Source organism: Brevibacillus sp. Leaf182, assembly GCF_001423865.2.
In the GTDB taxonomy this organism is placed as follows: Bacteria; Bacillota; Bacilli; order Brevibacillales; family Brevibacillaceae; genus Brevibacillus; species Brevibacillus brevis_C.
The window spans coordinates 727,022-753,551 of the sequence record NZ_LMPN02000037.1 but is presented as its reverse complement, the minus strand read 5'-3'; the positions used below and the strand labels follow the sequence as shown (position 1 = coordinate 753,551).

The 26,530-nt window shown below is 45.8% G+C and carries 27 protein-coding genes; all 27 read left to right on the top strand.

Annotated elements, in window-relative coordinates; translation table 11 throughout:
• The first annotated feature begins 65 nt into the window (after positions 1-65).
• The 27 genes from ASG16_RS30450 to fliY all read left to right on the top strand — a co-directional run bounded on the left by ASG16_RS30450 (position 66) and on the right by fliY (position 26,508).
• Entirely contained in the window at positions 66-959 is an 894-nt protein-coding gene (locus ASG16_RS30450; protein WP_048033467.1) for an AlbA family DNA-binding domain-containing protein, read from the top strand.
• Between the two features lie 36 nt (positions 960-995).
• Positions 996-2,051 carry a hypothetical protein gene (locus tag ASG16_RS30445; RefSeq protein WP_056488436.1) on the top strand — a complete coding sequence of 352 codons (1,056 nt, stop codon included), beginning with the start codon at positions 996-998 and terminating at the stop codon, positions 2,049-2,051.
• A gap of 186 nt (positions 2,052-2,237) precedes the next feature.
• Entirely contained in the window at positions 2,238-3,398 is a 1,161-nt protein-coding gene (gene sucC / locus ASG16_RS30440) for an ADP-forming succinate--CoA ligase subunit beta (protein WP_016743310.1), read from the top strand.
• Between the two features lie 153 nt (positions 3,399-3,551).
• Positions 3,552-4,454, top strand: coding sequence for a succinate--CoA ligase subunit alpha (sucD, locus tag ASG16_RS30435; protein ID WP_015891769.1), 903 nt, complete (start codon positions 3,552-3,554; stop codon positions 4,452-4,454).
• A gap of 134 nt (positions 4,455-4,588) precedes the next feature.
• Positions 4,589-5,707 carry a DNA-processing protein DprA gene (dprA, locus tag ASG16_RS30430; RefSeq protein WP_056488434.1) on the top strand — a complete coding sequence of 373 codons (1,119 nt, stop codon included), beginning with the start codon at positions 4,589-4,591 and terminating at the stop codon, positions 5,705-5,707.
• Between the two features lie 106 nt (positions 5,708-5,813).
• Complete coding sequence (topA, locus tag ASG16_RS30425; protein WP_056488431.1) at positions 5,814-7,892, top strand: type I DNA topoisomerase; 2,079 nt, start codon at positions 5,814-5,816, stop codon at positions 7,890-7,892.
• 39 nt (positions 7,893-7,931) lie between these two features.
• Entirely contained in the window at positions 7,932-9,245 is a 1,314-nt protein-coding gene (gene trmFO, locus ASG16_RS30420) for an FADH(2)-oxidizing methylenetetrahydrofolate--tRNA-(uracil(54)-C(5))-methyltransferase TrmFO (RefSeq protein ID WP_056488428.1), read from the top strand.
• Positions 9,246-9,306: 61 nt separating this feature from the next.
• A complete protein-coding gene (gene xerC / locus ASG16_RS30415; RefSeq protein WP_047067930.1) occupies positions 9,307-10,248 on the top strand; it encodes a tyrosine recombinase XerC in 942 nt (313 codons plus the stop codon).
• Positions 10,249-10,263: 15 nt separating this feature from the next.
• The gene (hslV, locus tag ASG16_RS30410) at positions 10,264-10,806 is read left to right on the top strand and encodes an ATP-dependent protease subunit HslV (protein WP_015891764.1); all 543 of its coding nucleotides are present in this window, start codon (positions 10,264-10,266) and stop codon (positions 10,804-10,806) included.
• A 20-nt stretch (positions 10,807-10,826) separates the two neighbouring features.
• The gene (hslU, locus tag ASG16_RS30405) at positions 10,827-12,224 is read left to right on the top strand and encodes an ATP-dependent protease ATPase subunit HslU (protein WP_304650854.1); all 1,398 of its coding nucleotides are present in this window, start codon (positions 10,827-10,829) and stop codon (positions 12,222-12,224) included.
• A 40-nt stretch (positions 12,225-12,264) separates the two neighbouring features.
• Entirely contained in the window at positions 12,265-13,044 is a 780-nt protein-coding gene (codY, locus tag ASG16_RS30400) for a GTP-sensing pleiotropic transcriptional regulator CodY (protein WP_048033461.1), read from the top strand.
• A gap of 371 nt (positions 13,045-13,415) precedes the next feature.
• Positions 13,416-13,829 carry a flagellar basal body rod protein FlgB gene (gene flgB, locus ASG16_RS30395; protein WP_017249334.1) on the top strand — a complete coding sequence of 138 codons (414 nt, stop codon included), beginning with the start codon at positions 13,416-13,418 and terminating at the stop codon, positions 13,827-13,829.
• A 2-nt stretch (positions 13,830-13,831) separates the two neighbouring features.
• The gene (gene flgC / locus ASG16_RS30390) at positions 13,832-14,290 is read left to right on the top strand and encodes a flagellar basal body rod protein FlgC (RefSeq protein WP_056488425.1); all 459 of its coding nucleotides are present in this window, start codon (positions 13,832-13,834) and stop codon (positions 14,288-14,290) included.
• Positions 14,291-14,308: 18 nt separating this feature from the next.
• Complete coding sequence (fliE, locus tag ASG16_RS30385) at positions 14,309-14,605, top strand: flagellar hook-basal body complex protein FliE (RefSeq protein ID WP_048033459.1); 297 nt, start codon at positions 14,309-14,311, stop codon at positions 14,603-14,605.
• A 30-nt stretch (positions 14,606-14,635) separates the two neighbouring features.
• On the top strand, positions 14,636-16,225 hold the full coding sequence (fliF, locus tag ASG16_RS30380; protein WP_056488421.1) for a flagellar basal-body MS-ring/collar protein FliF: 1,590 nt from the start codon (positions 14,636-14,638) through the stop codon (positions 16,223-16,225).
• A 12-nt stretch (positions 16,226-16,237) separates the two neighbouring features.
• On the top strand, positions 16,238-17,251 hold the full coding sequence (gene fliG, locus ASG16_RS30375; protein ID WP_007719331.1) for a flagellar motor switch protein FliG: 1,014 nt from the start codon (positions 16,238-16,240) through the stop codon (positions 17,249-17,251).
• Positions 17,235-18,053, top strand: a complete 819-nt coding sequence (locus ASG16_RS30370; RefSeq protein WP_056488417.1) for a FliH/SctL family protein — start codon at positions 17,235-17,237, stop codon at positions 18,051-18,053. Before fliG ends, ASG16_RS30370 begins: the two co-directional genes overlap by 17 nt.
• The gene (gene fliI / locus ASG16_RS30365) at positions 18,050-19,369 is read left to right on the top strand and encodes a flagellar protein export ATPase FliI (RefSeq protein ID WP_048033456.1); all 1,320 of its coding nucleotides are present in this window, start codon (positions 18,050-18,052) and stop codon (positions 19,367-19,369) included. The genes ASG16_RS30370 and fliI overlap by 4 nt, the downstream gene beginning before the upstream one ends.
• A gap of 1 nt (position 19,370) precedes the next feature.
• Complete coding sequence (fliJ, locus tag ASG16_RS30360; RefSeq protein ID WP_048033455.1) at positions 19,371-19,817, top strand: flagellar export protein FliJ; 447 nt, start codon at positions 19,371-19,373, stop codon at positions 19,815-19,817.
• Between the two features lie 12 nt (positions 19,818-19,829).
• The gene (locus ASG16_RS30355) at positions 19,830-20,732 is read left to right on the top strand and encodes a MotE family protein (RefSeq protein WP_048033454.1); all 903 of its coding nucleotides are present in this window, start codon (positions 19,830-19,832) and stop codon (positions 20,730-20,732) included.
• 61 nt (positions 20,733-20,793) lie between these two features.
• Positions 20,794-22,017, top strand: a complete 1,224-nt coding sequence (locus ASG16_RS30350; protein ID WP_056488414.1) for a flagellar hook-length control protein FliK — start codon at positions 20,794-20,796, stop codon at positions 22,015-22,017.
• A 24-nt stretch (positions 22,018-22,041) separates the two neighbouring features.
• On the top strand, positions 22,042-22,437 hold the full coding sequence (locus ASG16_RS30345; protein ID WP_056488411.1) for a TIGR02530 family flagellar biosynthesis protein: 396 nt from the start codon (positions 22,042-22,044) through the stop codon (positions 22,435-22,437).
• Between the two features lie 101 nt (positions 22,438-22,538).
• Entirely contained in the window at positions 22,539-23,357 is an 819-nt protein-coding gene (gene flgG / locus ASG16_RS30340) for a flagellar basal body rod protein FlgG (protein ID WP_048033451.1), read from the top strand.
• Between the two features lie 69 nt (positions 23,358-23,426).
• Complete coding sequence (locus tag ASG16_RS30335) at positions 23,427-23,648, top strand: flagellar FlbD family protein (protein WP_017249323.1); 222 nt, start codon at positions 23,427-23,429, stop codon at positions 23,646-23,648.
• Positions 23,649-23,663: 15 nt separating this feature from the next.
• A complete protein-coding gene (locus tag ASG16_RS30330; RefSeq protein ID WP_048033450.1) occupies positions 23,664-24,119 on the top strand; it encodes a flagellar basal body-associated FliL family protein in 456 nt (151 codons plus the stop codon).
• A 39-nt stretch (positions 24,120-24,158) separates the two neighbouring features.
• A complete protein-coding gene (gene fliM / locus ASG16_RS30325; RefSeq protein WP_016743325.1) occupies positions 24,159-25,154 on the top strand; it encodes a flagellar motor switch protein FliM in 996 nt (331 codons plus the stop codon).
• Positions 25,147-26,508 (top strand): flagellar motor switch phosphatase FliY, encoded by a 1,362-nt coding sequence (gene fliY / locus ASG16_RS30320; RefSeq protein WP_056488407.1) that lies wholly within the window; start codon positions 25,147-25,149, stop codon positions 26,506-26,508. Before fliM ends, fliY begins: the two co-directional genes overlap by 8 nt.
• The last annotated feature ends 22 nt before the right edge of the window (positions 26,509-26,530 follow it).

Here is a 26,530-nt window from a genome sequence, read left to right as displayed (position 1 = left end):
TTAAAAGGTTGCGTTAAAATATGACCAAACAATGACACCTACTCTAACATAAAACGAGGGGAAACATGCGCCATATTTGTTCATTGATTGCGATGGTAAGCCAACTGGAAGAACAATCTGTGCGTTTTGATTTTTACCAAGAAATCAGACGACCCAAGCCAGAACGTCAGTTATTAAAGCATCATGCACAATTACCGCGTCATTATTTCGATTATTTAATTCATTCAGGAGTATTGGAAGTGGAAACAGACGCCCCTTATCAGCCGGGGAAGATCATGCCTGCTTCCATCGGTATGAACATACGCTCGCTCGGTGGAAATGTATTGTTTGACATGTGCTTTGCTCCGCAAACATATAAATTGTGGCAAAACACAGATGCAAGCATAGAAGACCTTTCTCTGCCTGCTGATATATTTGAAGAATACGTCTATCGCTTAGGAGCCATCAGTCGCTTTCGCTATTTAGGCCGAATCGATGATCCCGTAACAGCAACAAAACTTGGTGAGAACGACATGATTGAATTCAAACGCGACTTTCTGTATTCGAAGACGGGAATTATTAAGTCTATTGTGGCGTTTGCGAATTCAAACAACGGGAATTTATTTTTAGGTATTACAGATGAGGGGACAGTGTGCGGGATTGACCATGAGATCGAGCAGTACGGAGACCCGGACAAATACATTCTTGCCATTACGCAATACATCCAAGATAAGACGACACCGTTTGTGACCCCATTCCCAAAAATTTCGTTGAAAAAAATAGATGGGAAAACAGTGGTATCTATCTTTGTAGAAGCCTCATCTGATTTGATTTGTGGTTTGGACAAAAACAGTGAAAAGTATGTGGTGATTCGTACGAACAATCGCTCCGTTGTCGTGAAAGATCCGCACCAAATTGGTGAAATTTACGTGAAACGAAAGCTTGGCAGTGAGATCAGCCGTCGATTGGGACTTCTGTAGCGTTATCTTACAGGAATACACGAGGAGGGTTACTGCGTGATATCGTCTTTACGTACGTGTCTACTGGTTATGATGGTGAGTAGTTTGTTCGTCACTGGCTGTGCACAGTCAGGCAAGGTTTCTGATGACATGAAAGATCATATAGAGACAGAGCTTGGTGCGGTTGAAAAAGTAACGGTGATGTCAACGGATGGACAGGAAGTATTATTGGACTTGCGCTCGTTTTTGCAAGAACTGTCTGGTCAGGGACAAGATTTACAAATATCATCCGAGCCTTTAAAGCAAGAAGATGTACGTTTTACGCTTGTCCTCTACCGAACACAGCAGGCTCCACTTGTCGTGACAGTGGGCGAGTCGGCAAGTGAGTTTGGAGGACATACGTATCGTGGAGCGGGTGCCAGCTATTTTTATCAGTGGATAAACAAGTTAACTGGCAAAGGAGTGCTCTCACAAAAAATTCAGAGCGTGCGTTTAGCGGCAGAGGACCTTGGTCAGGCGCGCGTGTTGAATGAAGCAGAAGCAGAATACATCAGGAAAGTAATGGGATCGGCAATACCAGAGATGGACAGTCGCAGCAAGCAGTATCCACTCTACCCAAACTATCGGATGAGAATAAATTCTGCTGACAAACCGGTCGAAGTGGCTATTTTGACGCCGACACTGATTGCTGTTCCCTTTGGAAGAGAAACGTTTTTCTTTCACGTAGAAGGTAGCCTCTTTTCGCGCTTAACGGAATGGATGCCGCCAAGCAATCGTAAGGAAGACAGGATCGACCACTTATTTAAATCTACACGGATTCGCATCATAGCAAATGGCGAAATGAACATCCAAGACTCAGAATTGAATGTCACCCAAACGACGATCGAGCAAGGAATTGCCCATCAATCCGTCCGATTGTTAAAAAATGGAGATCCATTAAATGTGCCACCGAAAGATCAGGGCTCAAAACAATACGAACTACATTTTTTGGTGAATGATACAGAACAGAGAATTGAACTATATCAACGTTATTTTAAGTATGATCAAACTTGGTATATTCACGATGAACTCGCTGAAAATGAGTGGAAATTGTTTCAATCTCTACGAAAATGAGGAATTTCCTCATGAAGTTTCGCATTTCTGGTCACGATAAAAAGAACATATTACTACCACTTTTGCAGTTTTTGTCGTAGAATAGTTACGTTGCACTGATAGTGGAGGTTATGACCGGAAAAAGACAGACGTCTTTGAACCGGTCTAAAAGCCTGCCGATCTTTATCTGCCATAGGAGGATGGAGAATGAACATTCATGAGTATCAAGGTAAAGAGATACTTAAGCAGTACGGTGTAAAAGTTCCTGAAGGACGCGTAGCTTTCACAGTGGAAGAAGCTGTTGAAGCAGCGAAAGAACTGGGCACCCAAGTAAACGTAGTAAAAGCGCAAATTCACGCTGGTGGCCGTGGTAAGGCTGGCGGTGTAAAGGTTGCAAAAAATCTTGATGAAGTTCGTACATATGCCAGCGAAATTCTTGGCAAAGTACTGGTTACTCATCAAACAGGACCAGAAGGTAAAGAAGTTAAGCGCCTTCTGATCGAGCAAGGCTGCGACATCAAGAAAGAATACTATGTTGGTGTAGTAGTTGACCGTGCTACTGGAAGCGTTGTAATGATGGCTTCTGAAGAGGGCGGTATGGACATCGAGGAAGTAGCAGCAAACACTCCAGAAAAAATCTTCAAAGAAGTAGTTGATCCAGTAACAGGTCTGAATGGCTTCCAAGCTCGTCGCCTGGCTTACGCAATCAACATTCCAAAAGAATTGATTAACAAGGCTGCCAAGTTCATGATGAGCTTGTACCAAGCTTTTGTTGATAAAGATGCTTCTATCGCTGAGATCAACCCACTGGTTGTAACTGGCGACGGAGAAGTAATGGCACTGGATGCGAAACTGAACTTCGACAGCAACGCTCTCTATCGTCACCCTGACATCGTAGCTCTGCGCGATCTGGATGAAGAAGATGAGAAAGAAATCGAAGCTTCCAAGTTCGATCTGTCCTACATTGCACTTGATGGTAACATCGGTTGCATGGTAAACGGTGCAGGTCTGGCGATGGCAACAATGGACATCGTGAAATTCTACGGTGGAGACCCAGCTAACTTCCTTGACGTTGGTGGCGGAGCTACTGAAGAGAAAGTAACGGAAGCGTTTAAGATTATTCTCCGTGACGAAAAAGTAAAAGGTATTTTCGTTAACATCTTCGGCGGCATCATGAAATGCGACGTTATCGCAAACGGCGTAGTGAATGCAGCAAAACAAATCAAATTGGACAAACCTCTCGTTGTACGTCTCGAAGGTACAAACGTAGATTTGGGTAAGAAAATCCTCAATGAGTCCGGTTTGAACATCGTAGCTGCAGAATCTATGGCGGATGGCGCTGAGAAAATCGTATCCTTGGTGAAGTAAGATATTTCGAGTAGATACGTTAAGAAAACATCTATCGAGGCGAACTCAAGTTTGAGCGACCGCGACTCTTCGGAAAGTTTTCATGCGCTCCGGAAATTTATAAGCTAGTGCTTATAAATTCCTACACGTTAAAAAAGGTGGGAAAATTACGCGATGAGTATTCTCGTTAATAAAAATACAAAAGTAATTACGCAAGGGATTACGGGTGCAACTGGTCTGTTCCACACTCGCGGAGCCGTTGAATACGGTACACAAATGGTGGGCGGTGTAACACCTGGTAAAGGTGGAACCGAAGTTGACGGTATTCCAATTTTCAACACAGTAAAAGAAGCGGTTGAAGCAACTGGTGCAACAGCATCCGTTATCTACGTTGCTCCTCCTTTCGCTGCTGATGCCATCATGGAAGCAGTTGACGCTGAACTGGATCTGGTAATCTGCATCACAGAAGGTATCCCAGTTCTGGACATGGTAAAAGTTAAGCGCTACATGGAAGGCAAGAAAACCCTTCTCGTAGGCCCTAACTGCCCTGGCGTAATTACTCCAGGTGAGTGCAAAATCGGTATCATGCCTGGTTACATCCACGTTCCAGGTAAAGTGGGTATCGTATCCCGCTCCGGTACCTTGACTTATGAAGCAGTTCACCAAACTTCTACTCGCGGCCTGGGTCAATCCACGGCTGTAGGTATCGGTGGAGACCCAGTAAAAGGTATGGAGTTCATCGATGTACTGAAAATGTTCAACGAAGATCCAGACACAGAAGCAGTTATCATGCTGGGTGAAATCGGTGGTACTGCGGAAGAAGAAGCAGCAGAGTGGATCGCTGCTAACATGAAAAAACCAGTTGTAGGCTTCATCGGGGGACAAACTGCTCCTGAAGGAAAACGTATGGGCCACGCTGGTGCGATCATCTCTGGCGGTAAAGGTACAGCTGCTGAGAAAATCGCAAAGCTCGAAGAATGCGGTATTCGCGTAGCGAAAACACCTGCAGTCATCGGTGAAACACTTGTTGAATTGCTGAAAGAGCGCGGTATGCTCGAGAAAGTAATGGGCAAGTAAGCGAATAAGACAGAAGTGGACAGGCTCAGGCTTGTCCACTTTTTTATTTTTGAAGCAGCCTCTTTCTTTCGATAGAATAGCTTTCAAAGCCGTCCGTTGTGACAAGTTTGATCGGGATGAAGGAGGATTTCGGAATGGGAAAGGCGAAGCTCGACGAGAGAGACTGGCTGTATGTGTTAACGATGATATCGGGTTTGGGAAGGAAGAAAATTCGTGAAATTTTTGAAATCACAGGTTCTTTTCAGGTTGCCATTGAAAATTGGCATGAACTAGCACATGGGCTCAGATTGACTTCCTTGATAACTGGGCAGGTTGACAAGCAAAGTAATGAAGCTGCGGCTATGGCACTATTGGAAAAGCGTGAAGAAGAGGGAACGCGCTTCTTATGTCCTTTTGACGATGCTTATCCTGTATCACTCCGCAATATCCCCGATTCTCCATGGACGTTGTTTTATCGTGGCGATCACACATTATTGGAAAAGTTGTCCATTGGCGTCGTTGGTTCGCGTAAACCGACACCATATGGAAGAGCGAGCTGTAGCTTTTTTGTCCGAGAGCTGGTGCAAGCAGGCCTTGTCATCGTCTCGGGGGTAGCGTATGGAATTGATGCGGAAGCTCACCAAGCTACCTTGAAAGCAGGCGGTAAGACCATTGGTGTGCTCGGATGCGGAATGAATCACGTTTATCCTACTCGGCATCGAGAACTTTATCGTGAAATTGAATCTTTTGGCCTACTTCTCAGCGAATATCCTCCTCATATTCCACCTGTTTCTGGATTATTTCCAGAGCGAAATCGTATCATAAGTGGTCTTTCTATCGGTGTATTAGTGGTGGAAGCAGCAGAAAAAAGCGGATCTTTGATTACGGCAGACTGTGCACTTGAGCAGGGCAAGGAAGTTTTTGCGATTCCTGGTCCGATTTTTTCATTGATGAGTGCGGGACCGCATAACTTGATCAAACAAGGTGCAAAGTTAGTAACGTGCAGTAGCGATATATGGGAGGAAATCAAACATCATCTTCCAGAAGCTGAGCAGAAGCAGCAGTTCGAAAAAAGTGATGCAAACGATGTAATTCCCTTATCTAATGAAGAAAAAGCAATTGTAGAAGCCGTAACATATGACGGGATTCATCTGGATGAGTTAATGAGTAGCTTAGAAAAAGACCAACGCAGGATGCTACATCAGCTGGTCATTCGTTTGGAAGCAAAAGGGGCCATCGTAGCACTTCCGGGAGGTTATTTTGCTCGTCGCTAGCATTTTTTCCAGATATTTGGCAAAGTCTAGACGTACAAGTGTTTGACAAACCGGATGAGGGTATTTAATAATAGGGAAGATTCCTTACTAAAAGGGGAGGAAAAAAATGGCTGATACGCTAGTAATCGTAGAATCCCCTACGAAGGCCAAGACCATTGGAAAATACCTGGGTAGTAAATATATCGTGAAAGCGTCTATTGGGCATGTACGCGATTTGCCGAAAAGCCAAATGGGTGTAGACGTTACGCGTAATTTTGAACCCAAATACATAACCATTCGCGGCAAAGGCGATGTATTGAAGGGCTTAAAAGATGCCGCTAAAAAAGTAAAAAAAGTATATCTCGCAGCCGACCCGGATCGCGAAGGGGAGGCAATTGCTTGGCATTTGGCACAATACTTGGGGCTCGATTTGAATCAGCCGCTTCGTGTGGTATTTAATGAGATTACCAAAGATGCGATCAAAGAAGCGTTCAAGCATCCACGACACATAAACATGGACTTGGTAAATGCTCAACAGGCACGTCGTATTCTCGACAGGCTCGTTGGCTACAATATTAGTCCAATTCTATGGAAAAAGGTTCGGAAAGGCTTGAGTGCTGGACGTGTTCAATCGGTTGCGGTAAAGCTTATCATGGATCGTGAGCGGGAGATCCAAGAATTTATCCCCGAAGAGTATTGGACAATTGCGAGCACATTGATCAGCGACGGTAAAGAAATTAACGCGAAGTTCTATGGTTATGGCGATGAAAAGGTGGAGCTCCATTCGGAAGATGATGTAGCAGCGGTATTAAAACAAATGAAGAACAAGCCATATGTGGTACAAAAGGTAACCAAGCGTGAACGCAAGCGCAATCCTGCACCTCCTTTTATCACGAGTTCTTTACAACAAGAGGCAGCGCGTAAGCTGAATTTCCGCACTTCTAAGACCATGCGAATTGCTCAAGAACTCTATGAGGGGATCGACGTTGGCAATAAAGAAGGCGCAGTTGGTTTGATTACCTATATGCGTACAGACTCTACTCGCCTATCTGTAACTGCACAGAATGAAGCAAAAGAATACATACTTGAGAAGTATGGTCCAGACTATGTGTTGTCTGAGCCACGCAATCAGGCGAAAAACGAAAATGCCCAAGATGCTCACGAAGCGATTCGTCCAACAGGTGTGATGCGTACACCAGAAGAAATCAAGGAATACTTGTCGAGAGATCAATTACGCTTGTATCGATTAATCTGGGAGCGTTTCCTTGCCAGTCAAATGTCATCTGCTGTTCTTGACACGATGAGCGTAGATATTGACGCAGGTGGAGTTACCTTCAGAGCTACAGGATCAAAAGTGAAGTTCCCTGGATTTATGAAGGTATATATTGAAGGAAACGATGATGGCACAGAAGAAGAAAGCTTCCTTCCGCCTATTGAAGAAGGACAAATCCTTGAACAAAAAGAAATCGAGCCGAGTCAGCACTTTACACAGCCACCGCCTCGATTCTCCGAAGCCCGCATGCTTAAAACGATGGAAGAGATGGGAATTGGACGTCCGTCTACCTATGCGCCTACATTAGAAACCATTCAAAAACGGGGCTATGTGGCGTTAGAGGAGAAGCGATTTGTCCCGACTGAGTTGGGCGAGATTGTGATCACGCTTGTCGAGGAGTTTTTCCCGGAGATCCTCAACGTAGAATTCACAGCGCATATGGAATCGGGCTTGGATAACGTCGAAGCAGGAACCACCAATTGGGTGCAGGTGCTGGACGATTTTTATCAAGACTTTGCAAAGCGTGTTGTTGTTGCAGAAGAAGAAATGAAAGAAGTAGAGCTGAAAGTCGAAGAATCAGATGAATCATGCGAGCTTTGCGGCCGTGTGATGGTATATAAGCTTGGTCGATTCGGCAAGTTTTTAGCCTGTTCCGGGTTCCCGGATTGCCGTAATACGAAGCCGATTGTAAAAGAAATCGGCGTAAAGTGTCCGCAGTGTGAAACCGGAGAGATTATCGAACGTAAATCTAAGAAGAGTCGTATTTTTTACGGATGCAATCAATATCCGGAGTGCGATTTTGTATCGTGGGACAAACCGATTGCCAGACCTTGTCCCAAATGCTCCAGCATGCTCGTAGAGAAAAAGCGCAAGAAGCAAGGAGTTAGCATTGTTTGCACCAAGTGTGATTATCAAGAAGAAGCAGACTCCTAAGCAGCTTGATTCGATTTTGTAGTTTGGAGGATTAACAGCATGTCACAACCAACAATTACAGTAGTGGGCGCTGGTCTCGCTGGTAGTGAGGCAGCATGGCAAATCGCGCAGGCGGGTGTAAAAGTAAAGCTGTATGAAATGAGACCGAAGACACAAACGCCTGCACACCATACCGATAAATTTGCAGAGTTGGTATGCAGTAATTCATTGCGTGCTAACACGTTGACAAATGCAGTGGGTGTATTAAAAGAAGAAATGCGTCGACTGAACTCTGTCATCATCGATGCGGCAGATCGTTGCGCGGTTCCAGCAGGAGGCGCGCTTGCCGTAGACAGACACGAGTTCGCGGCTCATGTTACAGATGCAGTTCGTAATCATCCATTGGTGGAGGTCATTTCGGATGAGATTACCGAAATTCCAGATGGGATTGTCGTAATTGCGACGGGGCCACTTACTTCTCCCGCTTTGTCTACCAAGTTAAAAGAGCTGACGGGTGAAGAATATCTATACTTCTATGATGCGGCTGCGCCCATTATCGAGAAAGACTCGATTGATATGAACAAGGTATTCGTTGCTTCCAGATATGATAAAGGTGAAGCAGCCTACCTGAACTGCCCGATGACAGAAGAGGAGTTCAATCGCTTCTATGATGCGCTGATCTCTGCGGAAACAGTTCCATTGAAGGAATTTGAAAAGGAAATCTTCTTCGAAGGCTGCATGCCGATTGAAGTATTGGCAAAGCGTGGTCACAAAACCATGACATTTGGTCCCATGAAGCCAGTGGGCCTAGTTGATCCGCGGACAGGTAAAAAGTCTTACGCGGTTGTACAGCTTCGTCAGGACAATAGTGCTGCGACGTTGTATAACATCGTAGGTTTCCAGACTCATTTGAAATGGCCGGATCAAAAAAGAGTCTTTTCACTCATTCCTGGGTTGGAAAACTGCGAAATCGTCCGTTATGGTGTGATGCACCGCAACACCTTTATCAACTCGCCAAAACTGCTGAAGCCTACGTACCAGTATAAAGACCGGGAAACACTTTTCTTTGCTGGTCAAATGACTGGAGTAGAAGGATATGTAGAATCAGCGGCATCTGGCTTGCTTGCGGGGATAAATGCAGCCCGACTCGCAAAAGGGGAAGAATTGATCGAGCTTCCGCCAGAAACAATTATGGGCAGTATGGCTCGTTATATTACAACGGCAGATCCAAAGCATTTCCAACCGATGAACGCAAACTTCGGGTTGGTACCGGAATGGCCAGAAAGAATCCGAGACAAGCGTTTGAAAAATGAAAAGCTCGCTGAGCGGGCGCTAGATACAATTCAGAATTTTACACAAGAACGACACAATTAACATTGATATCCGATTTTCGTCTGTGTTACTATATAGGTGCTTCGAGGAGGGTGCATCCCGTATGGACATTTCGCAACAAAATTCTGCGGATATTGAGATGTTTACCCGCTATTTGCGAGTTGAAAAAAACGCCTCTCCTCATACGGTGAAGCAGTATGTGGCAGATATCAGCGAATTTGTCTCCTTTATGGAACAGCACCAAATCACCGTATTTGCTGCTGTTTCTTATTTGCATGGTCGCTCCTTTCTCGCGCAATTGGCTGGCAGGGGGCTTTCCCGGCGAAGTATTGCCCGCAAGCTATCCAGTTTGCGTAGCTTGTACCGATTTCTGTTGCGTGAAGGTCAACTGGAACAGAATCCATTTCAACTAGTCTCCACTCCCAAAATGGAGAAGAAACTTCCTTCCTTTTTATATCCGCAAGAAGTTCAAGCTTTTTTCGATCTGCCTGATACCACCACTCCATTGGGAATTCGTGATCGGCTGATTTTTGAACTGTTGTATGCAAGCGGCATGCGTGTTACGGAGCTTACCACTTTATCTGTGAATGATGTGAATCCGAGCATGGGAGTCGCCTTGGTTTATGGAAAAGGAGCGAAAGAACGGTATGTGCCGGTTGGTAGTTATGCCTGCGACGTTCTTCGGCAATACCTAGAATATGGAAGAGAAAAACTGTTGGCTGGAAAAGTAGAACACGGCAATTTGCTGGTTAACTATCGGGGAGAACCGTTATCCGACCGCAGTGTTCGTCGGATTGTAGACAAATACGTAGATACGTACGCTCTTCAATTGCGGGTTTCACCACATACCTTTCGTCATACGTTTGCGACCCATATGTTGAACGGCGGTGCTGATTTGCGTACCGTGCAAGAATTACTGGGACACGTCAATGTTTCGACGACACAGGTGTACACCCATGTGACCAAAGAGCGACTTCGGCATGTATATGACACCGCTCACCCACGAGCAAACCCGGGCAATACAGGTTCCGCCAATCGGACATAACGGGAGGAATCAGTGATGGAACAGTTTCACGCAACAACCATATTTGCTGTACAGCACAATGGGTCTGTAGCGATGGCCGGAGATGGTCAGGTTACTTTTGGCAACAGCATGGTAATGAAGCACGGTGCCAAAAAAGTAAGACGTCTATATCGCGGCGAAGTTTTAGCAGGATTCGCTGGCTCTGTTGCTGATGCTATTACGCTTTTTGAGAAGTTTGAAGGAAAGCTGGAGGAGTATCACGGCAATCTGCAGCGTGCTGCTGTAGAGCTGGCGAAAGAGTGGCGCATGGATAAAATTTTGCGTCGTTTGGAAGCAATGATGATTGTTGCCAATAAGGAGCATTTGTTGCTTATCTCCGGAAATGGCGAAATCATTGAGCCTGATGATGGGATTCTTGCAATTGGTTCTGGCGGTAGCTTTGCCCTTGCAGCAGGTCGTGCATTGAAGACATATGCGCCTCATCTCGGCGCACGTGAAATTGCGGAAGCATCGCTTCGTACCGCTGCTGAAATTTGCGTGTTCACAAACAACAATCTTGTTGTGGATGAGTTGAATTGAGCGAAAGGGAGGAACCTACTGTGCTGAATCTTGAGCAATTAACCCCGCGTAAGATCGTAGAGCATTTGGATAAATACATTGTCGGGCAGGCACAAGCCAAGAAAGCCATTGCTGTAGCGCTTCGCAACCGCTATCGTCGCAGTCGTTTGCCAGAGCAAATGATTGAAGAGGTTGTTCCAAAAAACATCTTAATGATCGGACCTACTGGTGTTGGAAAAACGGAAATTGCACGTCGGATTGCCAAACTGACAGGTGCTCCTTTTATTAAAGTAGAAGCAACGAAGTTTACGGAAGTCGGTTATGTAGGACGAGATGTAGAATCGATGGTCCGTGATCTGGTGGAAGCTTCTATCCGTACGGTCAAACAGGAAAAAGTAGAGTCGGTGAAAGAGAAAGCCGAGAAGCTTGCGAATGAAGCGATTGTGAACGTACTCGTCCCATCTCGCAAGCAGTCGAACTCGTTCAAAAATCCGTTGGAGATGTTCTTCGGTGGACAGCAGCAACAGCAGCAGGATACCTCTGATCAAGAAGAAGTGTCGATCCAGCAGCAACGTAGACAAATCATGTGGCAATTGACGAATGGCCAGTTAGAAGAGCAAATGATTGAGATTGAAGTCGAAGATCAATCACCTTCGATGTTTGACATGTTCCAGGTTCCGGGTACAGAACAAATGGGGATGCAAATGCAGGATATGCTCGGTAGCCTGATGCCTAAGCGGATGAAGAAACGAAAATTGCGAATAAAAGATGCGCGAAAGGTATTAATTCAGCAGGAAGCGCAAAAACTGGTGGATATGGACGAAGTTACGCAGGAGTCTATTCGTCGAGCTGAACAACACGGTATTATCTTCATTGACGAAATTGACAAGATTGCGGGTAAGGATGGGCGTGGCCCGGATGTATCCCGTGAAGGGGTCCAGCGTGATATTTTACCGATTGTGGAAGGCTCAACTGTTATGACCAAGTACGGTCCTGTCAAAACAGATTATGTTCTGTTTATCGCAGCTGGTGCTTTTCACATGGCAAAGCCATCAGATTTAATTCCTGAATTACAAGGCCGTTTTCCGATTCGGGTTGAACTGACTAGCTTGCGCGTTGAAGATTTTGTCCGAATTTTGACTGAGCCTAAAAACGCGTTGCTTAAGCAGTACGTGGCCCTCTTGGAAACAGAAGGTGTGCGTGTTGAATTTACACCAGAAGCCATTCAGGAACTCGCTCGTCTCGCTGCTGAGGTCAATCAGAGCACAGATAACATTGGTGCTAGACGTTTGCACACCATATTGGAGAAGCTACTGGAGGATCTCTCTTTTGAAGCCCCAGAAATCCACCTAGAAGTTGTACAGATTACCCCCGATTATGTCCAACAGAAATTAGGTACAATCGCGGGGAACAAAGACTTGAGTCAATATATTTTATAAACATTGGATAGGCAGCACATATAATTAGGAGGAAATACAGATGGATCTACTGTCAAAAACAAGAAGAATTAACCGCATGTTGCAAAAATCCGCGGGTCATGCCGTGAACTTCAATGAAATGTCTCAAGTTTTGAGTGACGTTATTGAAGCAAATACTTATGTTGTAAGCCGCAAAGGAAAACTTCTCGGCTATGCGATTCATCAAGAGATGGATAACAGCCGTATGCGCAAAATGCTGGAAGAGCGCCGTTTTCCAGAAGAGTACAGCATGGGGTTACTGAAAGTAGATGAAACATCTGCGAACCTGGATGTAGATAGCCCATACACCATTTTCCCAGTAGAAATGAAAGAAGTATTCCGCACAGGTTGGACGACGCTTGTTCCGATCATGGGTGGAGGAGATCGTCTCGGTACGCTGATTTTGGGTCGCATTAACGATCAATTTGTCGATGATGACCTGATCCTCGCAGAAGTAGGGGCAACTGTAGTAGGTATGGAAATCTTGCGCGAGCGTTCTGAAGCAATCGAAGAAGAAGCGCGCAGCAAAGCGGTTGTACAAATGGCAATTGGTTCCCTCTCTTATAGTGAGTTGGAAGCAGTTGAGCATATCTTTGAAGAACTCGAAGGAAAAGAAGGCTTGCTCGTAGCCTCCAAAATCGCCGATCGCGTAGGCATTACTCGCTCTGTAATTGTAAACGCACTGCGTAAGCTGGAGAGTGCGGGTGTTATCGAATCCCGTTCTTTGGGAATGAAAGGTACCTTCATTAAAGTACTGAATGAAAAGCTGTTGCCTGAACTGGAGAAGCTCAAAACCTCGTAATGTACCTTGTTAAAGTTACGCGAAAGTAAACAAAAGGTGTAGCAACTCATGTTGCTGCACCTTTCTTCATGGGACTTTAGTCCTGGTTTTTTCAAGAAACGACACATTATTACCATAAATTATATATTGATTTTTTATGCATGCTTCGACATTTGCGATGGTTTGAATATGGTTTCCTTGTAAAATGCAGTAAAAAAACAGGAAAGATAAGGGATTTAGTCCCATTGAATCATTTTGAAAAACGTCATGAAAAGGGGCTTTTTTGTCCAAATTGATTTTGCTATGATTGAATCGTATTAGGGTGTCGAAAATACAGGAAATATAGGTGGTTTTAGGGAAAAGAATTGACTCATATTGGGGGAGAAGGAAAAATGCTGGATAGTTACCATCTGCAGGTCCTGGAGAGATCACTCGACGCTGCAACATTGCGACATAGAACGATCGCAAACAACCTTGCCAACATAGACACCCCTCAATTCAAAAGTCAACAAGTCATCTTTGAGAGCTTTTTGCAAGATGAGTTGAACGCAAGAGCGGGAAATGGCAAGTTAGAAGCGTATCGGACCAATCAACGACACCTCCCGTTTGGAAATGTAGGGGGCGTTGCAGTACCACAGGTTGTGTCCAATCCGAATAACTTCATTCAGAACAGTGGCAATGATGTTGACTTGGAAACAGAAACAACAGAATTGGCCAAAAACCAAATTTGGTACAGCGGATTAACACAATTGACAGCAGGACATTTTCAAAAACTACGAAGTGTAATTGAGGGTGGAGGTAAATAAGGATGAGCTTGTTTCAGGGAATTAACACAAGTGCTTCTGCCTTAACAGCTAACCGCTTGCGACTGGATACGATTGCTTCCAACATTGCAAATGCGGAAACCACTCGAGCAAGCTTCGTTGATGGCGCCTGGCAGCCATATCGGAGGAAAATGGTGGAGTTGTCACCTCAAACAAATGGAACATTTGATAACTTCCTGCAAGCAGCCGTGGGGACGGTCTCAGGAAGTCGAGGTGGACAAGGTGTGAAGGTCACAGCGATTCAAGAAGACAATACACCGTTTAAGCGAGTATTTGATCCATCTCATCCAGATGCAGACCAAGACGGATATCTCTTGATGCCGAATGTCGACCCGATGAAAGAGATGGTGGACATGATCTCTGCATCAAGATCATACGAAGCCAACGTGACAGCATTGAACGCTTCCAAATCGATGATGCTAAAAGCATTGGAAATCAAGTAAAGCGGGTGACAGTAAGGAATGGAAATGAGTGCAATCTCCCAACTAACGCCAATTCGTACACCGAGTGTGAACAAGCCAACCCCAGCTGAAGTTTCCCAAGAATTCTCATCGTTTCTATCGGATGCCATGAATAAAGTGAATCAGGCGCAAGTAGAATCGTCGAATCTTGCCGACAGGTTTGCAGCGGGAGAAATCACCGACTTGCACCAATTGACTGTTGCAGGTCAAAAAGCTACCGTGATGCTACAGATGACTATGCAGGTCAGGAACAAGATGATTGAGTCTTATCAAGAAATCATGCGCATGTCGATTTGATCGTTGTTGGTATCCTTTGAGAGGTGAAACATGAACGAACGTTTAGCAGTATACAAAGACCAGTTTACGTCAAAATGGAACCAATTTTCCAAGAAACAAAAATGGATGATTCTCGGTATTTCGCTCTTCCTCTTGATTTCTCTTGGTCTATACATATACATCGCTTCTCAGCCGGTGTACAAACCACTCTACAACCAAAAATTGAGTGAACAAGAAATCGGGACTATCAAGCAAGAGTTGGAAGCTTCACAAATCCCATATCGTATCACGGGGAATGGTACAAGTATCGAGGTTCCAGAAAAAATGGCACAAGATGTTATTGTCGATTTGGCTGCACAAGGTATTCCGAGTCAAGCAGGAATTAATGCGGAAATTTTCTCCAGTACCCTTGGAGTTACAGATCGTCAATTTGATGTCATGAAGAAAGAGGCTTTACAACAAGAGCTGCGGAAGATGCTAGAACGTGTAAAAGGCGTACGCTCCGCACAAGTGATGATTACATTGCCGCAGGAAAGCGTTTGGGTGACGGAGACTCCGGATACAGCGACGGCTTCCGTTATCGTCGATGTTGAACCTGGAACAACGCTTGATCAAAAGCAAATTAACTCGCTTTATCTGCTTGTTTCCCGAAGCGTTCCGAAATTGCCAATGGAAGCGATTGCGATTACAGACCAGTATTCCAATCCGCTTGAACGTTCCGAAGGCAATGAAAACGAAGGCACATTGAGTAGCTTTAAGCAACAGGAAACAATCAAAGCAGATGTTGAAAAGAAAATTCAACAAAACCTGTACAACTTGTTGGGTACCATCATGGGACGCGATAAAGTCATCGTCCATACGTTCATCAAAATGAACTTTGACAAAGAAAATCGCGTAGAGAACATAGTCGAGGCACCTGACAAAGAGAATAACGAAGGACTTATCATTTCTTCTCAAAAATTATCAAAAGCCTTCTCTGGACAAGGTCAGCCTCCAGGGGGAATTGCAGGAACCAATAACAATGCAGTTACGAACTACCCGGGAGCTACCCCACAAGGAAGTAACAGTCAATACGAAGAGTTGAATGATACGATTAACCGTGAAGTAAATCGCATCACGCGAAATGTTACATCAAGCCCGTACAAGATCGAAGACATCACAATCAACGTGGGTGTAGAACCGCCGGAGGGTGGAACGTTGGATGCGGCTACGCTTGAGAGCATCAAACAAGTGTTGCGCAATGTTGTTCGTGTCACTTTAAGTGAACAGGCTTCTGATTTAACGGATGCTGAGTTGGACAAGCATATCTCTGTACTCCCTCGTCAGTTCTCAGGAAAAGCTGAGATTGAGGATTCCAGTGCACTAAGTCCTGCTGTTCTTTGGACGGTTGGTGGTATTGCAGTCCTGGCACTTGCTGCTGTTGCCTTCCTCGTTTATCGCAGACGCAGTCAAGCGAAGCAACAACAAGAAGAAGAGGAATTGCCAGACTTGCTGACACCGTTAAACGCGGCCGAAATACCAGACTTGATTTACCAAGAAGATGGAGACCAGGTAGTGGTCAGAAAGCAACTTGAAAAATTGGCGCGAAGCAAACCAGATGAGTTTGTTGTTCTGCTTCGTACTTGGTTAGCAGAAGATTAAGGAGTGAATGGTATGGCTCGCGGCGCTAAAGAGTTGTCAGGACGACAAAAAGCAGCTATCCTCCTCATCTCACTCGGGCCGGAAGTTTCTGCCCAGGTGTTCAAGCATTTGCGTGAGGATGAGATCGAGCAACTGACATTAGAAATCGCCAATGTGCGAAAAGTGGATACGGATGAAAAAGATAAAATTTTATCTGAATTTCACCAGATAGCAGTTGCCAAGGAGGTAATTGCACAAGGCGGGATTACATACGCCAAAGAAATTTTGCAAAAAGCTTTGGGTGAGACCAAAGCGATGGATATTATCAATCGCTTGACGGCAAACCTTCAAGTTCGACCGTTTGACTTTGCAAGGAAGGCTGATCCAGGTCAAATCCTTAACTTTATCCAAAATGAGCATCCGCAGACGATAGCTTTGGTGCTTTCTTATTTGGAAGCCCAACAAGCAGCCATGATTCTGTCCGCTCTTCCGCAAGAACGTCAAGCAGAGGTTGCGAAACGTATTGCGACTATGGACAGTACTTCACCGGAAGTAATTGCTCAAGTTGAACAAGTATTGGAGCAAAAGCTCTCTGCCACTGTTACCCAAGATTACACCCAGGCAGGCGGGATCGAAGCGATCGTGGCTGTACTCAACGGTGTCGATCGTGGAACCGAACGCACGATTCTGGATTCCCTCGAAATTCAAGATCCAGAGCTGGCAGAAGAAATCAAGAAGCGTATGTTCGTCTTCGAAGATATTGCAACACTCGACAACCGTTCGATTCAGCGCGTTATCCGCGATGTGGAAAATGCCGATCTGCAACTTTCTCTCAAAGTATCCAGCGAAGAAGTTCGGGAAGTTATTTTCCGGAACATGTCCAAACGGATGGCGGATACCTTCAAAGAAGAAATGGAGTTTATGGGCCCAGTTCGCCTTCGCGATGTCGAAGAGGCACAATCTCGTATCGTTGCAATCATCCGTCGCTTAGAGGAGGCTGGTGAGATCATCATCGCCCGCGGTGGAGGAGATGATATCATTGTCTAGGATCATCAAAAGCGCCAATTATCGGCCTTCTGAGGAATCTTTTCTCCTCTCGGTAACGCCTGTACCACTTAAGACGGAAGAAGTTGCCGAAAGGTTGCAAGAAAATCAAGAAATTTTAAATCAAGCTGAGATCGAAGCGAAAACGATCATCTCAGATGCAGAAGAGACCGCGCAAAACATCTTGCAGCAAACTGCGGAACAAGCAGAACAACTAAGACAAGAGACGCTTGCTCAGATGGAAGAATGGTGGGAACAAAAGCGTCAGGAAGCTGCGCAACTGTTTCAACAAGTACAAGAGCAAGCATTGGCGGAAGGGCAAGAGGCAGGATTCGAAGTGGGTAAACGTGAGGCGTACGAGGAGCAAACTGCTACACTCAGCCAAGCGAAAACCATTTTGGAACAGGCGTTTGCCGAGAAAAAACAGATTATAGCTGAAGCGGAGCCTTTCCTAGTGGAACTCAGCATGGAAATCGCAAAAAAAATCATTGGACAGGAATTGCAACAGCATCCCGAACAGGTCCTGGAGATGACCAAAAAAGCACTCCGCCGCTCCCGTGTTCATGGCGAGATTACGGTGTGCGTCAACCATAAGAACTTCGAATATGTGCTCGAACATCGTGCCGGTTTTCTGGAATTGCTAGATGGACAAGCAGAGCTCTCCATTTATCCTGACTATACGGTACAAGATGATGGATGTGTCATCCGTACTGCTTTGGGAAGTGTTGATGCCCGCATTGATACACAAATGGAGGAGATTAGGCAGGCACTGCTTACGATTGCCAGAGGAAGTGAGGCTCCATGAGCATCCTAGATCTCTCGAAGTACAAGCACATGCTGCATAGCTTAGATCCGATGCGCGTAAATGGCAAAGTGACACAGGTTGTTGGACTCACTATTGAGTCGCAAGGGCCAGAAGTGAAATTAGGCGAGATATGCCATCTATATCCGGCTAACACAAAGGAACCGATCATCGCAGAAGTCGTTGGCTTTCGCGAAAACAAAGTGCTGTTAATGCCTTTAGGCGAATTGACCGAAATTGGTCCAGGTTGTGATGTGGTCGCGACAGGACGTTCGCTAGATGTAAAAGTTGGACCTGAAATATTGGGTTCGATCCTCGATGGACTGGGCCGACCCTACCAAGGTTCACTGCCATTTGGGCTGACATCTTATCCTACGAACAATATGCCGCCAAATCCGATCCTTCGACCGCGCATTCAAGAGCCATTGAGTGTAGGTGTGAGAGCGATAGATGGTCTCCTTACCATTGGGAAAGGTCAGCGGGTCGGCATCTTCGCTGGATCAGGGGTTGGAAAAAGTACATTGATGGGAATGATCGCCCGAAATACTACGGCAGATATCAATGTCATTGGTCTTATTGGAGAACGCGGACGTGAAGTCATGGAGTTTATCGAGCGCGATCTTGGGGAAGAAGGACTAAAGCGCTCTGTTGTTGTCGTAGCTACTTCCGATCAACCCGCCATGATTCGAATCAAGGGAGCAATGATTGCGACATCCATCGCGGAATATTTCCGCGATCGTGGAATGAATGTCATGCTCATGATGGATTCTGTCACGCGCTTTGCCATGGCACAACGTGAGGTGGGCTTGGCAATCGGAGAACCGCCAGCTACACGTGGTTATACGCCATCAGTGTTTGCAATGCTGCCAAAGCTAATGGAGCGCGCAGGAACAGCGGATAAGGGGAGTATTACAGCCTTTTATACCGTACTGGTTGATTCTGACGACATGAACGATCCGATTGCGGATGCGGCGCGGGGAATTTTGGACGGTCACATCGTTCTTGACCGAAAAATCGCTCACAAAGGTCACTTTCCTGCCATTGATGTGATGGCGAGTGTAAGTCGTGTCATGAATGAAATCGTCGATAGTAACCATTTGGATGCTGCTCGTCAGCTGAAAAAGCATTTGGCTACGTTTCGTGAAGCAGAGGACCTCATCAATATTGGGGCGTACAAGCCAGGAAGCAACCGGGAAATCGATGCAGCCATTCGCTATCGAGATATCATTTCTGGTTTTACGGCACAAGGAACGCATGAGCCATCTACTTTGCAGGGCGCTATCCAAGCGTTGACAGCTCATTTCGGAGGAGTGAACTAACGTGCGAGTGTTCCAGTTTCATCTCCAAAAGGTTCTTGATTTAAAGGAAAAAGAAAAAGAACAAGCAGAGTGGGCTTTCGGAAAGTCGATCCAGCGTAAAAACGAAGAAGAGTGGAAGCTTTCTCAACTAACTGATCATCATGACGAGATGACGATGAAGCTCCAGGAAGTACAGATGCAGACATGCAGTGCTGCACAGCTCATTTCCATTACGCAATATCAGCAATCTGTTGCGAGATCCATTCAGAATCAGCAACGTACCTTGCATGGTTGTGAACAGGATGTGGAACGCTGTCAGTCACGATTGACGGAACGTATGAAAGAGTCCCAACTATGGCAACGCCTTCGGGAAAAGTCGCTCCACCAATTTCTGGACGACCAGAAGCAAAGAGAGCAAAAAGAATTGGATGAGATCGGTACGCAGCTCTATCTTCGCCGAAGCTACTGAGGGAGGTTCCAAATGGAAGAAATCCAAGAAGAACGGGAATACGGCAGGTGGGAATGGTTCTTTTATATGATTGTCATTCCTGCACTGTTTGCCAGCCTCCTTGGCGGTGTGCTCCTGAGCTTGCTCGGAGTAAATGTGTTAGGGAATGTTCTCCACTGGGCTAACTCCATACCGTACGTGGAAAAATTAGTCCCGGACGAATATGCGGCAACTCCCGACTCAGAAGAACAACCTGACATGGACAAACAAGTGGCAACCCTACAGCAAGATCATGCAAAAAACCAGCAGCAGATAAGCGCATTACAAGAAGAGTCTGCAAAGAAAGACGCCACCATTGTGGCGCTGGAAAAACAGATCGATGATTTAAACAAGGCAATGGAAGATAAACGTGCTACTGAAGAAGAACGTCAGAAGCAGTTTGCAGATTTGGCGAAAGTGTATACAACCATGTCACCCAAAAATGCGGCGGCCATCATTGAAAATCTCAAGCTCGAAGAGTCAGTGACGGTTATGACCAAAATGAAACCTGCCCAGCAAGCTGACATTTTGGCGAAGATGGAACCGAAGAAAGCTGCCGATATTTCGATCTTGTTAAAAGATTCAGTAGTGAACAAAGATGATGACATTGCTGCTCTACAACAACGTGTAGATGTTCTTACAAAGGCGCTCAGCAATACGCGTGATGGGTCTGAATCGAATGAGGATCTAAAGAACACATTTACTCAATTGCCGCCAGCGGATGCTGCTGCCATTATTCGTTCACTCATGAGTACTAACAAGGCTCAAGCCATTGCTTTAATGAAAGATTTGCCTGCAGATAAACGGGCACAAACTCTCTCAGCGATCGCCAATGACGACAAGAAAGAAAAAGACAATCTGGCGGCTCGCATCACGACAGAGTTGCTTCGAAAATAGATTGAGTAATCATCTGTTTTCGTTCCTATAAGCAACAAATCAAAAAGAGGAGGTGAACGAGATGAATGTAGCCAATTTGACTCCTGCCGTAGGATCAGCAGGATCTGTTACAGCTACACCTGTAGCAAATGCGGGAGGAACTGGTTTAGGACAAATGTTTTCCATGCAATTGATGCAGGTGTTGGATCAGGTGGGGAACGCAGAAGACACAATGGTTGCGCCGGAGGGTTTAAGTGAAGAGGAAATGCTAGCATTAGCTGAGCTCATGGCATTATTTGCTCAACTGCTTGGCTCTGGCCAAACTACGCAAGACGAATTACCACCTGACGCCCAAGAAAAATTTGCAACTGCAATTGAACAACTTTTGGGTAAAGCGCAAGGAAATGCTGGGCAAGTGAGTGAGGATTTGAAGCAGATTCTAGCTAACCTGAAAAAAGGGGAAGCAACTCCGAACGACCTGGACAAACTGGCAGCTCTTCTCGAATCCCTGAAGAATCAAAAAGGAAATGCTGAGGAGTCAAAACGAAGTGGACTGAACTTGCGATCAGATGTGATGGCAAACATGAACACAACCCAACAGGACACGTTTAAGACGATTTCTCCACTGCGGTTGAATCAAGGTCTCTCGGCTTACAAGCTAGAAGCAGGGATTCAGTCCCAGACAGTACAGTCTACCCTTCAAAGCGGCCTTTTGAATCAAGAGGGCGATACACAAGAAGGCACGTTGAACGGAAATGGTCAGACTCCGATTATTGCTTCATCTAATACGCAGACACAATCTGTACAGACCTTTCAGCAACAGTCGGTTCCAACACATCATGTGAACGCCAATCAACTGACACAGCAAGTCACACAGCTTTTCGTGTCCAAGATGCACTTGACGCAAAATAATGGCGTACATGAGGCAAGGTTGATTCTGAATCCACAATCTTTGGGCCAGGTAGATGTCACGATTACTTCCCAAAATGGTGTGATTACAGCACAGTTCCATGCGGAAACACAGGCTGGAAAGGAAATGCTGGACAATCAGCTTCCGCAGCTTCGAGCTGCTTTGACCCAACAAGGATTGCAGGTTGATCGCTTGGAGGTAAACCAGCAGCAGGATACAGCTTTTAACTTCCAACAGCAGCGTGAACAAGCACGACAACAGCAAGAGAATCGACAACAGCAAGAGAAAGACGAGCAAGAATTTGCTCTCGATGCCCTGGTTGATAGCAATGAATCAACAGAAGTGCTATGGAATCGATTGCGGGACACGGCTCGCGGCATTGACGACATCGTCTAGGATTGGATAGAAGGAGGAAGCGCCATGAACCAATTTCGTGTGGGGCAACCCTATTTTCCTCCGAAAACGAATCACGTCGCAAAAGCTACTACCCAAACTGCTCCGGGAAACAACACGTTATTTCAGCAGTATTTGACGGAATCGATTGGCGCTGCAACCAAATCGGAGCCACTTAGCTTTAGCCAGCATGCCGTCAATCGCTTGCAGGAGCGGGGCATTACGCTAGAAAGACAGCAGATGGAGCGTTTGGAATCCGCTGTGCAAAAAGCAGCCGCCAAAGGCGCCAGAGAGTCTCTCGTTATGATGGATAATGTGGCCTACGTCGTGAGCATCGTAAATCGGAAAATTATTACCGCCGTAGACGATGGTAGCATGAAGGACAACGTATTTACTAACATTGATAGTGCCATTTTCGTGTAGGTGGCTGTTCACTGGGCTGGACCTCCTTTTGAGGAAGCCCATTCGGTTACCGACTGACAGAGGTAGCCGCTCTAAATGAGAAGGTTAAGGAGGAAATAACTATGCTTCGCTCAATGTACTCAGGTATTTCAGGCATGCGTGGTTTTCAAACAAAACTGGACGTTATTGGTAACAATATCGCGAACGTAAACACAGTTGGCTTTAAAAAGGGTCGTGTGATGTTTCAAGATATTTTGAGCCAAAACGTTCAAGGGGCTGGTGCTCCTACAGATGGTGGTAAAGGCGGTACAAACCCGACGCAAATCGGTCTAGGTGCTTCCATTGCTTCGATTGATACGGTTTTCTCTGCTGGTAGCCCAATGACAACGAACCTGCCGACAGACCTTTCTATTGAAGGGGACGCGTTTTTCATGGTCAGTCCTGATGAAGGGGCAACCATTTATTATACGCGTGCAGGGAACTTCACTCGTGATGCCCAAGGTTTCTTGGTGAACTCCCAGGGGATGAAGTTGATGAACACGGACCCGGCTCCAATTCAAATCAACCAAGCAGATGGAATTGTTTCTTACTCCATTGGCAAAGATGGCGTAATTACGACTGTGGATGATACTGGAGCACTTGCTTCGGACAATACCATTGGCGTAATGACCTTCAACAACCCAAGTGGTTTGAAGAAGATCGGTAACAATCTCTACGAAAACACAGTGAACGCCGGTGCACGTGATGATGACCCAATGACTCCAGCTACTCCAGCAGATGCACGAATCAGCATCATCGCAGGACAACTGGAAATGTCAAACGTTGACCTTTCTGAGGAATTTACAGAAATGATCGTGGCACAACGCGGTTTCCAAGCAAACTCTAGGATCATCACGACATCTGACACAGTATTAGAAGAACTGGTGAACCTGAAACGATAATTTCGTTTAACGGAAAAGCCGGGGAAGTGTTCTAAGACTTCCCCAGCTTGATCCGGAAAGGAGCAGCCAATGATTAAGTTAACTCGGTTTAACGGCTCTACTTTTTATCTGAACATCACTCACATTGAAACTGTTGAAGCAACTCCGGATAGCGTGATCACGCTGTTCAACGACAGAAAGTACATCGTGAAGGATTCGGTGGAATCCATCGCTGAACGTGTTCAGGCTTTTTATCATAATGTTCCTCCGGCAACATCTGTACCGAAAATGCCGGGTGATTCAAATGAATAGCGGGAGGCATTAGCGATGTTTCAAAATCGATTGTTTAACATGGCTCTAATCATTATCATCGCGATATCGCTACTGGGAGTGATCTCGTTTGTTCTCTGGCAAACGTATCTCTCTCCGGCTGCGCAAACATCTTCGACGGAAGAGCAAGAAGTGAAACCGCTCACGGCAGAGGAAATGAAAGAGTTCTCCGTTGACACTGGCGAAATTACGACGAACTTGCTAACGAATAATTACATGATTGTACGCTTTAGCATTACGGCGGACAGTGCTGATGCCAAAACAGAATTAGAGCAGCGTTTGCCGCAAGTCAATCAGGTGATTATTAAAACATTGGCGGGGTTGACACCAGAAGACATAAAAGGAACTGAAGGTGTGAACAAGCTGGAAGCAAAAATCATGAATGAAATCAGCTCCCTGATGCAAGAGGGTAAGATTGTTCAAGTAGTGACAACCAAACGCGTCTTGTCATAGGAAGCGATTATGGTATACATAGCAAGGAGGTGACGACATATGGCCGAGGTTCTCTCACAGAGTGAGATTGATGCGCTGTTGGCCGCCCTATCTTCGGGCGAAATGGATGCCAACGAGCTGAAAAAGGAAGAAACTGAGCGTAAAGTCAAAGTATATGATTTCAAACGCGCCCTGCGGTTCTCAAAAGATCAGATCCGTGGTTTAACGCGAATCCATGAAAACTACGCGAGGCTGTTGACTACTTATTTTTCAGCTCAGCTCCGTACCTTCGTGCAAATTACGGTTGCCTCCGTCGATCAATTGCCGTATGACGAATTTATACGTTCTATTCCCAAGATGACCATCTTGAACATCTTTGAAGCTCCTCCGCTGGAAGGACGAATGGTTTTGGAAGTAAATCCAAACATCGCCTATACCATGCTGGATCGACTTCTGGGAGGACAGGGGGCGATTCCGGAAAAGATGGGCGCCCTTACGGAAATTGAAACAACGGTGATGGAACGTGTATTCGGCAAAGCGCTGGATACTTTCCACGAGGCATGGAAGCAAATCATTGAGCTAGATCCGTATCAAGAAGGTTTGGAGATGAATCCACAGTTCATGCAGATCGTCTCACCTAACGAGATTGTCGTGGTAATCTCCTTTAGTACCAAAATCGGCGATACAACAGGAATGATCAATCTCTGTTTGCCTCACGTGGTACTGGAGCCAATCATGACAAAGCTGTCTGGACAATACTGGTTCTCCAAACAAAAGAAAACACGGGATGAAGAAGAGCGCCTGCGTGTAGAAGAGCGAGTAAAAGTTGCAAAATTGCCGATTGTTGCTGAAATGGGAACAGCTACGATTACAGTAGGAGATTTCCTGCAGCTACAAAAAGGTGATGTCATTCAATTGGATCAATCAATCGACAACAAGTTAAAGATTAAAGTGGGCGACCACTTAAAGTTCTTGGGTCAGCCAGGAACACATAAAGGAAGAGTCGCCGTACAGATTGATGAAGTCATAGAGGAGGGGGAGGAACAAAATGAGTAGAGATATGCTTTCTCAAGACGAGATTGACGCGCTGTTACGTGCGAACAACTTGGTTGAGGACGAAGAGGAAGCTGTGTCGGCAGTGACCCAGGATGTTGCCGATTTTCTGTCCCCGTTTGAACAGGATGCACTCGGAGAAATTGGGAATATCTCCTTTGGGAGCGCAGCTACTGCGTTATCTACTTTGTTAAGTCAAAAAGTAGATATTACAACCCCTACTGTTTCCGTAGTTAATGTGGATGAATTGGAAAGTGAATTTCCGATTCCTCACGTGGCTGTCCACGTGGAATATACAGATGGTTTCAAAGGAATTAACCTGCTAGTCATTCGCATGGAAGATGCAGCAGTTATCGCGGATCTGATGATGGGCGGAGACGGCAGACCAGCGAACACGGAAATGTCTGAGCTTCATATCAGTGCGGTACAGGAAGCAATGAATCAGATGATGGGTTCCGCCGCTACGTCCATGTCAACGATTTTCAACCAGTTCATTAATATTACGCCACCAGGCATTGATGTAATGGATCTGGCGCAAGGCAAGGGTGGAGACAGCTTCTCTGATGATGACAGTCCTCTGGTAAAAGTATCTTTCCGCTTAAAGGTAGGAGAGCAAGGCGAACTTATCGATTCCAATATTATGCAGCTTCTCCCGCTTTCCTTTGCGAAAAAGATGATAGATAGACTGGTTGGAGGTGCAGGGGATGAAGAAGCAGCAGCGGCCCTCATAGATGAGATAGAGATGCCTTCTCTGCCTGCTATGAGTCTGTCGGCTCCTTCTATCCAACCAAGTGCACAAGAGCAACCACAGAGCCACGTACCGCCTGTAGCGCCACCACCACAGCAACAGCCGATGTATCAGCAACCGCCGGGTTACGCACAGCCAATGGGCTACCCAGGACAGCCGCCGATGTATCCTGACGCGTATGGACAACAAATGATGCCACCTGGCTACGCTCCGTACCCAGGAATGTATCAGCAGCCTCCAATGGCTCCGCCAGCTCCACAGCATTTCGGAGGTCCAGCAGCTAGTCAGGCGAATGTAGTAGCAGCACAATTTGCTCCGCTTGGAGGTGCTCCTATGTATACAGGAGACATACAGAACTTGAACTTGCTTCACGATATTCCATTGCAAGTAACAGTTGAGTTAGGTCGTACGAAAAAGCTGATTAGAGAAATCCTTGACTTGTCCGCTGGATCGATTATACAGTTGGACAAGCTGGCAGGTGAGCATGTAGACATTTTGGTGAACAACAAATTAATTGCCAAGGGCGAGGTTGTCGTCATTGATGAGAACTTTGGGGTTCGTGTTACAGACATCATCAGTCAGATCGATCGTGTTCAAAAATTACAATAATCCAATCAAGAAGGAAGCATTA

What these genes read in the sequence shown, in the direction of transcription:
- fliE (WP_048033459.1), top strand. Translation starts at nt 14,309, where the DNA reads ATGGAAATGAGTGCAATCTCCCAACTAACGCCAATTCGTACACCGAGT.
- fliI (WP_048033456.1), top strand. Translation starts at nt 18,050, where the DNA reads ATGAGCATCCTAGATCTCTCGAAGTACAAGCACATGCTGCATAGCTTA.
- fliG (WP_007719331.1), top strand. Translation starts at nt 16,238, where the DNA reads ATGGCTCGCGGCGCTAAAGAGTTGTCAGGACGACAAAAAGCAGCTATC.
- fliF (WP_056488421.1), top strand. Translation starts at nt 14,636, where the DNA reads ATGAACGAACGTTTAGCAGTATACAAAGACCAGTTTACGTCAAAATGG.
- sucC (WP_016743310.1), top strand. Translation starts at nt 2,238, where the DNA reads ATGAACATTCATGAGTATCAAGGTAAAGAGATACTTAAGCAGTACGGT.
- flgC (WP_056488425.1), top strand. Translation starts at nt 13,832, where the DNA reads ATGAGCTTGTTTCAGGGAATTAACACAAGTGCTTCTGCCTTAACAGCT.
- fliY (WP_056488407.1), top strand. Translation starts at nt 25,147, where the DNA reads ATGAGTAGAGATATGCTTTCTCAAGACGAGATTGACGCGCTGTTACGT.
- topA (WP_056488431.1), top strand. Translation starts at nt 5,814, where the DNA reads ATGGCTGATACGCTAGTAATCGTAGAATCCCCTACGAAGGCCAAGACC.
- fliM (WP_016743325.1), top strand. Translation starts at nt 24,159, where the DNA reads ATGGCCGAGGTTCTCTCACAGAGTGAGATTGATGCGCTGTTGGCCGCC.
- flgG (WP_048033451.1), top strand. Translation starts at nt 22,539, where the DNA reads ATGCTTCGCTCAATGTACTCAGGTATTTCAGGCATGCGTGGTTTTCAA.
- hslV (WP_015891764.1), top strand. Translation starts at nt 10,264, where the DNA reads ATGGAACAGTTTCACGCAACAACCATATTTGCTGTACAGCACAATGGG.
- flgB (WP_017249334.1), top strand. Translation starts at nt 13,416, where the DNA reads ATGCTGGATAGTTACCATCTGCAGGTCCTGGAGAGATCACTCGACGCT.
- sucD (WP_015891769.1), top strand. Translation starts at nt 3,552, where the DNA reads ATGAGTATTCTCGTTAATAAAAATACAAAAGTAATTACGCAAGGGATT.
- ASG16_RS30450 (WP_048033467.1), top strand. Translation starts at nt 66, where the DNA reads ATGCGCCATATTTGTTCATTGATTGCGATGGTAAGCCAACTGGAAGAA.
- ASG16_RS30335 (WP_017249323.1), top strand. Translation starts at nt 23,427, where the DNA reads ATGATTAAGTTAACTCGGTTTAACGGCTCTACTTTTTATCTGAACATC.
- ASG16_RS30355 (WP_048033454.1), top strand. Translation starts at nt 19,830, where the DNA reads ATGGAAGAAATCCAAGAAGAACGGGAATACGGCAGGTGGGAATGGTTC.
- ASG16_RS30345 (WP_056488411.1), top strand. Translation starts at nt 22,042, where the DNA reads ATGAACCAATTTCGTGTGGGGCAACCCTATTTTCCTCCGAAAACGAAT.
- xerC (WP_047067930.1), top strand. Translation starts at nt 9,307, where the DNA reads ATGGACATTTCGCAACAAAATTCTGCGGATATTGAGATGTTTACCCGC.
- dprA (WP_056488434.1), top strand. Translation starts at nt 4,589, where the DNA reads ATGGGAAAGGCGAAGCTCGACGAGAGAGACTGGCTGTATGTGTTAACG.
- ASG16_RS30370 (WP_056488417.1), top strand. Translation starts at nt 17,235, where the DNA reads ATGATATCATTGTCTAGGATCATCAAAAGCGCCAATTATCGGCCTTCT.
- ASG16_RS30350 (WP_056488414.1), top strand. Translation starts at nt 20,794, where the DNA reads ATGAATGTAGCCAATTTGACTCCTGCCGTAGGATCAGCAGGATCTGTT.
- trmFO (WP_056488428.1), top strand. Translation starts at nt 7,932, where the DNA reads ATGTCACAACCAACAATTACAGTAGTGGGCGCTGGTCTCGCTGGTAGT.
- codY (WP_048033461.1), top strand. Translation starts at nt 12,265, where the DNA reads ATGGATCTACTGTCAAAAACAAGAAGAATTAACCGCATGTTGCAAAAA.
- ASG16_RS30330 (WP_048033450.1), top strand. Translation starts at nt 23,664, where the DNA reads ATGTTTCAAAATCGATTGTTTAACATGGCTCTAATCATTATCATCGCG.